10 protein-coding genes are annotated in these 11,196 nt (G+C 73.0%); 4 read left to right on the forward strand and 6 right to left on the reverse strand.

Annotated elements, in window-relative coordinates; all coding sequences use genetic code 11:
- The coding region (locus AWZ10_RS25545; RefSeq protein ID WP_279616641.1) for an SbcC/MukB-like Walker B domain-containing protein at positions 1-641 on the forward strand (641 nt) is incomplete at its 5' end.
- On the opposite strand, the gene AWZ10_RS25550 is transcribed toward AWZ10_RS25545, so the two are convergent.
- Positions 635-1,090 carry an Lrp/AsnC family transcriptional regulator gene (locus tag AWZ10_RS25550; protein WP_046708960.1) on the reverse strand — a complete coding sequence of 152 codons (456 nt, stop codon included), beginning with the start codon at positions 1,088-1,090 and terminating at the stop codon, positions 635-637. The two genes, AWZ10_RS25545 and AWZ10_RS25550, sit on opposite strands and share 7 nt — an antisense overlap.
- A 132-nt stretch (positions 1,091-1,222) precedes the next feature.
- Between AWZ10_RS25550 and AWZ10_RS25555 the strand changes: the two genes are divergently transcribed.
- Positions 1,223-1,705 carry a rhodanese-like domain-containing protein gene (locus AWZ10_RS25555; protein ID WP_060892094.1) on the forward strand — a complete coding sequence of 161 codons (483 nt, stop codon included), beginning with the start codon at positions 1,223-1,225 and terminating at the stop codon, positions 1,703-1,705.
- Between the two features lie 65 nt (positions 1,706-1,770).
- Entirely contained in the window at positions 1,771-2,298 is a 528-nt protein-coding gene (locus tag AWZ10_RS25560) for an immunity 21 family protein (RefSeq protein ID WP_060892095.1), read from the forward strand.
- Between the two features lie 129 nt (positions 2,299-2,427).
- On the opposite strand, the gene AWZ10_RS25565 is transcribed toward AWZ10_RS25560, so the two are convergent.
- Positions 2,428-4,119: a DUF885 domain-containing protein gene (locus AWZ10_RS25565; RefSeq protein ID WP_060892096.1), complete on the reverse strand. Its 1,692-nt coding sequence runs from the start codon at positions 4,117-4,119 to the stop codon at positions 2,428-2,430.
- A 125-nt stretch (positions 4,120-4,244) separates the two neighbouring features.
- The gene (locus AWZ10_RS25570) at positions 4,245-4,736 is read right to left on the reverse strand and encodes an Lrp/AsnC family transcriptional regulator (RefSeq protein ID WP_046708956.1); all 492 of its coding nucleotides are present in this window, start codon (positions 4,734-4,736) and stop codon (positions 4,245-4,247) included.
- A 60-nt stretch (positions 4,737-4,796) separates the two neighbouring features.
- Between AWZ10_RS25570 and AWZ10_RS25575 the strand changes: the two genes are divergently transcribed.
- A complete protein-coding gene (locus AWZ10_RS25575) occupies positions 4,797-6,023 on the forward strand; it encodes a trans-sulfuration enzyme family protein (protein ID WP_060892098.1) in 1,227 nt (408 codons plus the stop codon).
- Between the two features lie 161 nt (positions 6,024-6,184).
- On the opposite strand, the gene AWZ10_RS25580 is transcribed toward AWZ10_RS25575, so the two are convergent.
- The 3 genes from AWZ10_RS25580 to AWZ10_RS25590 all read right to left on the reverse strand — a co-directional run.
- A complete protein-coding gene (locus AWZ10_RS25580; protein ID WP_078935702.1) occupies positions 6,185-7,486 on the reverse strand; it encodes a GNAT family N-acetyltransferase in 1,302 nt (433 codons plus the stop codon).
- Between the two features lie 148 nt (positions 7,487-7,634).
- A complete protein-coding gene (locus tag AWZ10_RS25585) occupies positions 7,635-10,367 on the reverse strand; it encodes a DUF7824 domain-containing protein (protein WP_060892097.1) in 2,733 nt (910 codons plus the stop codon).
- On the reverse strand, positions 10,364-11,196 hold an 833-nt coding region (locus AWZ10_RS25590; protein WP_244172542.1), incomplete at its 5' end, for an SWIM zinc finger family protein. The genes AWZ10_RS25590 and AWZ10_RS25585, both read right to left, overlap by 4 nt.

Consider the following 11,196-nt stretch of genomic DNA (forward strand, 5'->3'; position numbering starts at 1 on the left):
GGGACGCCGCCGAGCGGCGCAGCGCCGAACTGGACCGGCTGTCCGCGCGGGCCGGCGCCTCCGTACGCCGGTTGGCACCGCTGCGGGAGGAGCACGACCGGGTCGCCCGGATGGCGGGGCTCGCGGCCGGCACGTCCGCCGACAACGAGCGCAGGATGCGTCTGGAGGCGTACGTCCTCGCCGCCCGCCTGGAACAGGTCGCCGCCGCCGCGACCGTACGGCTCCAGCGCATGTCCTCCGGCCGCTACACCCTCGTCCACTCCGACGACCGGGCCGGGCGAGGCCGTAGCGGGCTCGGGCTGCACGTCGTCGACGCCTGGACCGGTCGGGAGCGGGACACGGCCACGCTCTCCGGCGGCGAGACGTTCTTCGCCTCCCTGGCACTCGCCCTCGGTCTGGCCGACGTCGTCACCGGCGAGGCGGGCGGGGTACGTCTCGACACCCTCTTCATCGACGAGGGGTTCGGCAGCCTCGACGACCAGACCCTCGACGAGGTCCTCGACGTCCTCGACACGCTCCGGGAACGCGACCGCAGCGTCGGCATCGTCAGTCACGTCGCCGATCTGCGGCGGCGCGTCCACGCGCAGCTGGAGGTCGTGAAGGAGCGGACCGGGTCGGTCGTGCGGCAGCGAGGTCAGTGACCCAGGGGCCGTCGGGGGAGCGGTGAGGAGTAGACGACGCTCGTCGTGACCGACCCCAGCGTGCCGATCTTGCCCGACACCTCCTCCAGATGACGCATCGAACGGGCGGCGACCTTGATCACGAAGCAGTCGTCGCCCGTGACGTGATGCGCCTCCAGGATCTCGGGCGTGACGGCCACCAGGTCGTGGAACGGCTTGTAGTTCCCGTTGGGGTAGCGCAGGCGGACGAACGCGAGGATCGGCAGGCCCAGCCGTTCCGGGTCCACGACGGCCGCGTACCCCTGGATCACGCCGGCCTCCTCCAGCCGCCGTACCCGCTCGGTCACGGCGCTCGCCGACATCGACACGGCGCGGGCCAGCTCGGCGAAACTGGCCCGGCCCTCGCGCTGGAGGACCTCCAGGATGCGCCAGTCGGTGTTGTCGGGCAGGTACGGGGAATTCGCGGTCATGTCTGATGAATAGCAGGGGAATCCCCGGCCGATCAAGGTGTGGACCGTGGAACGCCCCTTCTGGAAGAAGGGGTACCGACCGTAGATTTCCGGTCGGGGAAACAAGGAGTTCCGCGAGGGAAAGGCCGGCTCATGAGTGTCACCGCGTCCACCGTCAACCCCGTCCTGGGGGTCGCCCCGGCGGCCCCCGCCGAGGCCGCCGCGTACTTCCGGGCCGGCCTCGTCTTCCACGCCGACGTGTCCGACGTGGCCGCCGCCCTCGCCGCCGACGGCGACCCCGGTTTCGTGGTCCTCGACTCCCGCTCCACCGAGTCCTGGGACCAGGGCCACATCCCGGGCGCGGTCCACCTGCCCACCGCGCTCATCCCCGAGCAGGCCGAGCAACTCCTCGACAGGTCCGTGCCGGTCGTCACCTACTGCTGGGGACCCGGCTGCAACGGCGCGACCCGTGCAGCCCTCGCCCTCGCCGAACTCGGCTTCCGGGTCAAGGAGATGCTCGGCGGCTTCGAGTACTGGGCGCGCGAGGGCTTCGCGTACGAGACCTGGGAGGGCGCGGCACGGCGCGGGGCGGACCCGCTGACCGCGCCGGTGGACGCCGACGACTGCGGTTGCTGACAACCTGTCAAGAAGCGTGCGGGGGCGACGAGTTCGGTCGCACCGACGCCGTGTAGCTTCTGGGCATGGCTGGATACGCGGAGACTGCGGTGGTTCCCGATGTGGTGCGGTGGGTGGAGTCGAGCGGCGGACCGCTCATAGCGCTGCCGGAAGCGGTGCTGCCGTTCTGGGCGGGCGCCGACGGCGACGAGACGTCGTCCGACTACGACCGGGCCTGTGACATCGACGGATACGTCGGCCTGCTGCCGGTCGGCGACACCCGCGCCCTGGTCCTCGGCCACGAACCCGCCTCCACCGCGTATCTGCCCGAGCACGGCACCTTCGTACGCTGGTACGCGGCCGACTCCGAGGCCGAACTCCTCGCGGACGTTCCGGCGGCGCTCGACGCGGCCGCCTGGGAGCCGGAGGTGCGGTGGCGGGTGCCGGGTCCGGCCGTCCTGTTCGACGCCGTCTGGCCCGGGGACGCCTTCCGGGACACGGATCATGTACGGGTGGAGTTGGCCCCCGGCCACTATGGGGTGCGCGCGGCCCGTGTCGTGACGGGGCCGGAGACATGGCTCGGCCTCGTCCAGGTGCGGTCTCTGACGGACTGAACCTGGGCTGACCGATCCGGGATCGGCCGATCCGGGCTGGGCCGATCCGGGCTGGCTGGACGGGGACGGGCCGAACCCGTGCGGCGGCCGGGCCCGGCCGCGGGTCGCGGTGGGCCCGGCCGGTCCGGATCACAGCTGGGACAGCTCGTCCACCAGGTCGTCCAGGCCCAGGGATCCCTGGGAGAGCGCGGCCATGTGCCAGGCCTTGGCGTCGAAGGCGTCGCCGTGGCGCCGCTTCGCGTTCTCACGGCCGAGGAGCCAGGCGCGTTCACCGAGCTTGTAGCCGATGGCCTGTCCCGGCATCGTCAGATAGCGCGTCAGCTCGCTCTCCACGAAGTCCGCGGGGCGGCTGCTGTGGGCCCCGAAGAACTCCTGGGCCAGTTCGACCGTCCAGCGCTCGCCCGGGTGGAAGGGGGAGTCCGCCGGGATCTCCAGCTCCAGATGCATGCCGATGTCGACGATGACCCGGGCCGCCCGCATCATCTGCGCGTCCAGATAGCCGAGCCGCTCCTCGGCGTCCTTGAGGAACCCCAGCTCGTCCATGAGCCGCTCCGCGTACAGCGCCCAGCCCTCGGCGTTGGCGCTCACCCCGCCGATCGTGGCCTGGTAGCGGGACAGGTCGTCCTTGACGTACACCCACTGCGCCAGCTGGAGGTGATGGCCGGGGACGCCCTCGTGGTACCAGGTCGAGACGAGGTCGTACACCGGGAAGCGGGTCGCCCCCATCGTCGGCAGCCAGGTGCGGCCCGGACGGGAGAAGTCCTCGGTCGGGGCCGAGTAGTACGGTGCCGCCGCGCCGCCGGGCGGGGCGATGCACGACTCGACCTTGCGGACCGGCTCGGCGAGGTCGAAGTGCGTGCCGTCCAGCGCCTCGATCGCCTCGTCCATCAGGGACTGCAGCCATGCGCGGACCTCGTCGACGCCCTCGATGTGCCGGCCGTGCTCGTCCAGGTGCGCGAGCGCCACCCACGGCGTTTCGGCGCCGGGCAGGATCTTCGCCGCCTCCTGCTTCATCTCGCCGAGCAGCCGGTGGAACTCGGTCCAGCCGTACGCGTACGCCTCGTCGAGGTCCAGATCCGAACCCGTGAAGTAGCGGACCAGCCTGCCGTAGCGCTCCCGGCCGACCGTGTTCGACGCGTCCTCGACGGCCGGGGCGTACACGTCCCGCATCCAGTCGCGCAGCTCCACCACGGCCCGGGTCGCGGCGCGGGCGGCCTCGTCGAGTTCGGCGCGCAGCGAGTCGGGGCCCGCGGCGGCGAAGTCCTCGAACCAGCCGCGCCCCGAACCGTCCGTGTCCGCCCACTCGGTGAGCTGGCCGACGAACGTCGAGGTCGGGCGCGGGCCCGCGTACAGCTTGCGCTCCAGGCCGAGCGCGAGGGACTCGCGGTAACCGGCGTACGCCGTCGGCACCGCGCGCAGCCGCTCCACGATCGCCGCCCAGTCCTCCTCGGTCTCGGCCGGCGTGATGGTGAAGACCTCGCGCACCTCGTGCGGCGGCGTGACCATGTTGCCGACCGCGCGCAGACCCTCGTCGGCCTCGTGCACGGCCAGCTCCGCCGTCAGCCGCTCGCGCAGCAGGCGTGCGCACCGGCGCTCGGCGTCACTGTCCGCGCCCGGCCGCCGCTCCGCCTCGTCGAGCCGCGCGAGCGTCGCCCGGATCAGCTCCGCACGAGCCTCCTGGCCCGCCGGTGAGGTGTCCGGCAACCTGCTGGAACTCTCCTTCACACCCAGGTACGTGCCGGTCACGGGGTCGAGGGCGATGAGATCGTCGACATACGCGTCGGCGACCGCACGGGGCAGGGGACTCTTCGTGTCAGACATGCCGACAATCTTGGTACGGCGCGGGAGCGGCGTCAGCCGCTTAACGGGCACTTGAGCCTTACGTCGGCCGGATTCCGCTCACGGCGTGATCCACCTCCGGGGGGTCGCAGGCGCAGCCCGGAGACTCAGGGCGTGGACCGTTCGACGTCCGGCGGGAGCAGTGGGCCACACTCCCACTGCTGGAAGATCAACCGGGTCTCCACCCGCGCCACCTCGCGCCGCGACGTGAACTCGTCGATGACCAGCCGCTGCAGATCCGCCATGTCCGCGACCGCGACATGCACGAGATAGTCGTCCGGCCCGGTGAGGTGGTAGACGGTCCGCGACTCCGCAAGCGCCCGGATCCGCTCCACGAACGGCCCCACCAACTCCCGCCGATGCGGCCTGACCTGCACCGACAACAGTGCTTCAAGGCCACGCCCCAGCTTGGCCGGATCCAGCCGCAGTTGATGACCGAGGATCACGCCCGCGCGGCGCAGCCTCGTCACCCGGTCCAGACAGGTCGACGGCGCGACCCCGACCTGCGCGGCGAGATCCCGGTACGTCGTCCGGGCGTCGTTCTGCAAAAGCCGCAGGAGGTGGAGATCCACCGGGTCCAGTACGACGGATTCGGCCATTGTTCGAACGTAACACGGCGCCCGACCCCCAGGGCCCGGCCGATGTTCACTCTGATCTCCATGAACTCAGCGAGCACGCACGCGTACGACCACGCACGCACCACGCCGAGAGCGCTGGCCACCGAGGCCGTGCACGCCGGCCGCGACGACCTCGCGCGCCTGGGCCTGCACGCCCCGCCGATCGACCTGTCGACCACCTACCCCTCGTACGACAGCCGCGGCGAGGCCGCCCGCATCGACGCCTTCGCCGCGGACGGCGCCGAGCCGGAGGGCCCGCCGGTCTACGGACGGCTCGGCAACCCGACCGTCGCCCGCTTCGAGACCGCCCTCGCCCGCCTCGAAGGCACCGAGAGCTCGGTCGCCTTCGCCAGCGGCATGGCCGCACTGACCGCCGTGCTCCTGGTCCGCGCCTCGATGGGCCTGCGCCACGTCGTCGCCGTACGACCCCTGTACGGCTGCAGCGACCATCTCCTCACCGCCGGGCTGCTCGGCACCGAGGTCACCTGGGTCGACCCGGCCGGCGTCGCGGATGCGCTGCGCCCCGACACGGGCCTGGTCCTGGTCGAGTCGCCGGCCAATCCGACCCTCGCCGAACTCGACCTTCGGGCCCTCGCCCACGCCTGCGGCTCGGTCCCGCTGCTCGCGGACAACACCTTCGCCACGCCCGTCCTGCAACGCCCGGTCGAGCAGGGCGCCCGGCTCGTCCTGCACAGCGCCACCAAGTACCTCGGCGGCCATGGTGACGTGATGGCCGGCGTCGTGGCCTGCGACGAGGAGTTCGCCGGGCGGCTGCGCCAGGTCCGCTTCGCCACCGGCGGCGTCCTCCACCCCCTTGCCGGCTACCTCCTGCTGCGCGGCCTGTCGACCCTCCCGGTACGCGTCCGAGCGGCCTCCACGACCGCCGCGGAACTCGTCCGCCGCCTCGCCGCCGACCCGCGCGTCGCCCGCGTCCACTACCCGCGCATCGGCGGTGCCATGATCGCCTTCGAGTTCCACGGCGACCCGCACGAGGTCATCGCCGCCGTCCGCCTGATCACCCCGGCCGTCAGCCTCGGCAGCGTCGACACCCTCATCCAGCACCCGGCCTCGATCAGCCACCGCATCGTGGAGGAGGGTGACCGCCGGGGCGCCGGCGTGAGCGACCGGCTGCTGCGGATGTCGGTGGGGCTGGAGGACGTGGAGGACCTGTGGGCGGACCTGGACGGGGCGTTGGGGAACGGGGCCGACGGGGCAACGGGGGAGCGGGCCACTGAGGAGAGGGCTGTGCTGTCCACCGGGCGGGCCTGAGGCACGGGTCCCGATCCAGGTCGCTCGGCACTGATTCGAGTCTCGGGCGGGTGGGGCGCCGGTGACAGGGCCCGCAACCGCGCCCCTTCAGGGGCGGGGGGAACTGCGCGACCAGTCCCCGCACGCCCGCACCCCACCACGGCCCGAACGCTCTGCACGGGTTACTCGGTCATGCCGACCGGCCGTTCACCGGGCCGCGCCGCACGCGAGGCGACCCGCACCTCATCCAGCCGCGCGGTGATGACCAGCGTCCCTTCCTCGATCTGATAGTCGAGCGGCAGCTCCAGCCCCCGCATCGCCGCGACCATCCCGGTGTTGGCCGACTGCGTCACCACGTACACGTTCTCGCAGCCCGTCCCGGCCGCCATGTCCACCAGCCTGCGCAGCAGCTCACCGCCGATCCCGCGCCGCTGCCAGTCGTCCTCGACGAGCAGCGCGATCTCCGTCTCGTCGCCGTCCCACAGCAGATGACCGAGGCCGACCAGGCGCCCCGAGGCGGTCTGCGCGGCGAGCGTCCGTCCGAAACGGGGACTGAGCAGATGCCTGAGATACCGGTCGGCGTCGCCCACCGGTCCGTGGTACCGCATGCTCAGCGTGCGCGCGGAGCACCGCTCGTGCATCGCCTTGGCCGCCCTCAGGTCCCCGACGTCGGCGCGCCGCACCATGATGTCGTTGCCCTCGGGCAGCGTCAGTACGTCCTGGCTGCGCGGGATCCGCGGTCCCAGCCGCGCGTCCAGTTCCACCAGGGCGCGCGCCCGGGCGAACTCCGTCGGCGTGAACGGCAGATACGGCCGCTCCACCGTGATCACCCCGCCCTCCGGCGCCCGCAGTCGCATCACCGTGTCCTCCAGGGCCCCTTCGGCCGGGGCGCTCTCCTGGGCCCGGCCCGAGCCGGGAGCGGTGGCGGGCAGCGAGCGGATGGTGCAACGGCCCAGCAACTGCCGCAGCGCGAGCGGGAGTTCGGCCGCGTCCAGTGCCGTACGCGTGGCCAGGCCGAGGATCCGGGTCGGCGCGTCCACCAGGTCATGGGCGTCACCGCGCTCGATCCAGGTCCCGGTGCCGCCCGCCTCCGACACGGCCCGGCCGATCTCGGTGGCCGACAGCGCCTCGGGTGCCCGGAGCAGGAAGTCGTCCACCGTGCCCTCGGCCAGCGGATGCGTCTGCAGGCTCAGGATGTCCACCCTGCGCTCCGCCAGCGCCGTGCACAGCACGGCCAGCGAGCCCGGTTCGTCCTTGACCGTCGTCCTCATCCGCCACATCAGGGCCGCACCGGTGACCACCGGGGCCACCGCCTCGGACGGCCCGGCCTGCCGCCCTTCGGAGAGCGGCGGCCGGGCGCCGGTATCCCTCGTCGGCGGCGCGTGACCGTGGCGCCGTTCCCACCAGCTGCGGAACCCGGCCGTGGCCGACAGCAGGCGGTGGTGCATCGGGCGGCTGTTCCGCGCCCGCGTCGCATCAGACATGTCTGGAGTCATGTGGCCACTGTGAACGAATCGTGTTGCGTGATCACGAACGCTTTGTGACTGACCGGTAAAAGCATCGTTCCGCACCTTTTGTTGCTTTTTGTATGACTGATGCTGTCGGAACCGACGCCAACGGTGACCGTAGAGGTCAGACGGCCGCAGCCCCCTCCAGTCCCTCCAGCGCCGCACGCAGCCGACGGGCCTGGGCCACCAGCCGGGACGAGCCCCGACGCTCCGCCGCCTCCGCGAGATACGGCAGCTCCCCGCGTGCCCCGGATCGCTCCGCGCATTCGGCGGCGACGGCGACCAGCTCCCCGAGGCCACGCGCCGGGGTCCTTGCCGCTCCCGCGCCCGCGAGTTCGGCGAGCAGCGGCGGCAGTACCTCCCGCAGCACCGACCAGGCGGTGCCGTACGCCCCGGTCGCCGCGGCCGTCCGCATCGCCTCGGCGAGCCGTGATGGCTTCACGCTCCCGAGCACCGCCAGTCTCCCCAGGTCGGCACCCAGCCGCTCCGCGTCCAACCGCCCCCGCGCCGCCAGCACCAGCAGGGCGTCCACGGCGGCGAGCCGGTCCTCCGGGCGCCGCGCGCCCAGCCCGTACGCGACGCAGAGAAACACGGCCGGGCCCGCTTCGCCCTCCGCCTCGGCAAGCGCCGGCAGGAACGAGAACCCGGCCCGCGTACCGTCGTCGACGACGCTCATCGAGAGATCCCGCAGGACGCGCCCCGCCACGAGCTCCGGACGGTTCGGCACCATCGCCAGCCAGTGCCGCCAGTTCGTGTCGTTCCAGTGCGGGCAGTACGAGCGCTCCGCGTACGCGGTCAACGGGCGACCCAGCCGACGGAACTCCGGCGGGAACGACTCGCTCCGCATCTCCGGCAGTTCACCGAACTCCACCAGCATCCGGGGCCCGGCGGTCCGGCTCCGCTCGACGGGCTGGGACGGTACGTCGGTGAGCAGCCACTCGGCCAGCCGCTCGCCTTCTCTCGTGCCCAGCTCCCGAGCCGCCGCGGCGGCGGACACGAGCGCGGCCGTGTCGTCGCGGCGCACGCGGAGCCGGGCCTGGGCGAAGTCCGCCTCGCCCGGACGGGTACCCGACTGCCGGTAGCTGTCCAGCCGCGCCACCAGTTCCGCCGGTTCCAGCGCACCGGTGCTCCAGGTGGGTGTCGACAGCAGGAACGGCAGCGGGTCGGTGCGGATCCGGTACGAGATCTCCCGCAGCCGGGCGTCGAACGCCCAGAGCAGACCGTCGTGCACACAGCCGGACGACGCGCCCGCCGCGTGACGCACCGGACGCAGCGTCTCGGTGCCCACCCGCTCGAAGAGTGTGGCGATGACGAGTGCCAGGCCGTGCGGTGCGTTGCGGAAGTGCTGGTCGAGGGACGCCGCTCCCGTCCCGTCCCACCAATCGCGCGCCGTCGTCGTCCCGAGCGCCTCCACCAGCGCCTGCCGGTCGCGGTGCGCATGCCGTACGAGCCCGTCCAGTATCCGCTCGAACACGGCGCCCTCGTCGCGTGCGGCCAGCAGGGCGCCGACCTCCTCGGTGAGTTCGGCCAGTGTGTCCGGCGCAGGAGCGAGCCGCGTCGGCAGGGGCACCGGCGGCAGCAGCTCCTCGTACACCTCGGGAGCGGACTCCGCGACCGCGGCACCGAGGAGCTGCTGGGCCCGGGAGCGCAGGCCGGGGCTCAACCGTGACGCGGCGTCGGCGATCTCGCGCCGCACGCCGATCTCGCCGTCGCCGTCGCCGTCGCCGTCGCCGTCGCCGTCCCCGGCGTTGGCGTCGGGGTCGGAGCCGAGGCCGCCGACGTCGAGGTCGCCGAGGTGCCGCTCCACCAGCCTCAGCGCCCTCTCCTGCACATCCGTGTCCTCGTGGCCGAAGGCCTGGGCCACCACGGGCAGCAGCTCGGCCGCGGTGGACGGATCCTGCTTGAGCACCTTGCCCAGCAGTACGAGCTGGGCCCGGACGAGCTTCTTCTCGGTCCGGAAGAGCACCGCGCCGGACAGCTCGGCGAGTCGGTGCGACCCCAGCTCGCCGTCCAGGGCGAAGCCCGCGAGGACGGACCGGGCGTGTGCGGCCACCGTGGAGGACGCGTCGGAGCACAGGGCCGTCCAGTCCGCGATCCGCTCGCGCTGCTCGTCCCGGGTGAGGTCGAGCGCGGTCAACAGGCCCAGGAAGACCTTGTTGTCCGCAGCGGAGCCGCCGCCGCGCAGCAGCCGGGCCAGGCAGCCGTCGACCATGACCTTGCGGTCCAGGAGACCCGCCCGCGTCAGCTGGGTCAGGGCGTACGTCCAGTTGTTCGGGCCGTCGCCGTACCGCCAGTCGCTGCGGGCGCCGATCTCCTCGATCTCGAACAGCGCGGCGACGAGCTCCCCGAGATGCGGGTCCTTCCGCAGGTTCCCGATGACCGTGCCCGCACTCCGGAGCGCGTCGATGTGGTTCATCCAGCCGCGCACATAGGCCTCGGACGTGGGCACCGGGCAGCCCGAGAGCCGGACGAGGCCGGCCATCAGCTCGTAGGGGACGTCGGCGGAGAGCGGGCGCTCGGCCAACCGGTGCACGAGGTCGGCGAGCCAGGTGGGATCGCGGTCGCCGAGCACGTCGATCAGGACCGGCGGCGGTGCCTGCCGCCAGCGCAGATCGGATCCGGTGAGCCAGGTCGCCACGGCGGCGGCACCGGTCTGGCACGCGGCGCCGGCCGCGTGCAGCGCGGGATACGCCCGCTGGGCCGGGAACTGCCAGTCCTCCGCCCGCAGCTCCTTGCGCAACTGCCTCAGCTCCGGCATGCACGCGCGCCGTTCGGCATCCGTCATACCGTCCACCAGCGCGACCAGGTCACTCAGGTTCCCCGACCGCACCGCCCTGATCAATGACTCCGCACTCATCGTGCACCCCCGTCGATCCGTGCCCCGCCGACCGGTCCGGCGTCGGCCCGTGGTCCCTCCGGCTTCGTCTCGGCAGAGGCTCCAGCCGAGGCAGGCCATCCGGTCGGTGTCCCGACCCGTTCGGCGTGGATCTCTCCCCCGCCCGGCTCCGCCGTGGCGCCCCGGCGGACCATGCGCACCGCCAGCGCGTGTTTGCAGGGGCCGCGGCCGCCCCGGTACTTCGCCCACCAGAGGCAGGAGCAGCTCAGGGTGCCCGCGCCGTCCCGTACCCGATGGACGTGGCCGTCCTCGGCGGTGACCGTGCCGAGGCCACCGTCCAGGGCGACCGCCCCGGCGGCCACCAGGGCGCGGGCCGAGCGCAGGCGGGGGTTGTGGCGCTCGACGCGGTCGGCGTCGTAGGGGAGTTCGCGGTGGAAGTACGCGGCCTCCGCCGTGTCGTAGCCGACGCGGCCCGAGGTGCCCAGCCGGGTCAGCGCCGCCCGCACCCTGTCGACCGGCAGACCGGAGGCGGCGGCGAGGTCCCCGACGTCGATGCGCGGCTCCCAGGCGAGCAGGACCGCGATCAGCTCCGCGTCCTCGGCGGCCCCGTCGGTGACCAGGGCCTCCAGCACACCGCCCTCGCCGGAGAAGCCCCGCCCGGCCTCCGGGGACAGCGTGAGGGTGAGCCGCATACCGGGGAGCACGACCTCCCAGGCACTGGCCAGGGCGGCGTCACCGGCGGCCGGTGGGCCGTAGAGGCGCAGGGCCGTGGCATGGCGCAGGACGCGCTGCAGGGCGACCAGCCGCTCCGGGCCCGGCAGACACACCGCGCCCGGCACGGGCCGGGTGG

The sequence above is a fragment of the Streptomyces europaeiscabiei genome, from assembly GCF_001550375.1.
In the GTDB taxonomy this organism is placed as follows: Bacteria; Actinomycetota; Actinomycetes; order Streptomycetales; family Streptomycetaceae; genus Streptomyces; species Streptomyces europaeiscabiei.

Bases quoted from the DNA above. Each gene is read 5' to 3' on its own strand.
- AWZ10_RS25550 (WP_046708960.1), bottom strand. From the start codon at position 1,090: ATGACCGCGAATTCCCCGTACCTGCCCGACAACACCGACTGGCGCATC.
- AWZ10_RS25555 (WP_060892094.1), top strand. From the start codon at position 1,223: ATGAGTGTCACCGCGTCCACCGTCAACCCCGTCCTGGGGGTCGCCCCG.
- AWZ10_RS25560 (WP_060892095.1), top strand. From the start codon at position 1,771: ATGGCTGGATACGCGGAGACTGCGGTGGTTCCCGATGTGGTGCGGTGG.
- AWZ10_RS25565 (WP_060892096.1), bottom strand. From the start codon at position 4,119: ATGTCTGACACGAAGAGTCCCCTGCCCCGTGCGGTCGCCGACGCGTAT.
- AWZ10_RS25570 (WP_046708956.1), bottom strand. From the start codon at position 4,736: ATGGCCGAATCCGTCGTACTGGACCCGGTGGATCTCCACCTCCTGCGG.
- AWZ10_RS25575 (WP_060892098.1), top strand. From the start codon at position 4,797: ATGAACTCAGCGAGCACGCACGCGTACGACCACGCACGCACCACGCCG.
- AWZ10_RS25580 (WP_078935702.1), bottom strand. From the start codon at position 7,486: ATGTCTGATGCGACGCGGGCGCGGAACAGCCGCCCGATGCACCACCGC.
- AWZ10_RS25585 (WP_060892097.1), bottom strand. From the start codon at position 10,367: ATGAGTGCGGAGTCATTGATCAGGGCGGTGCGGTCGGGGAACCTGAGT.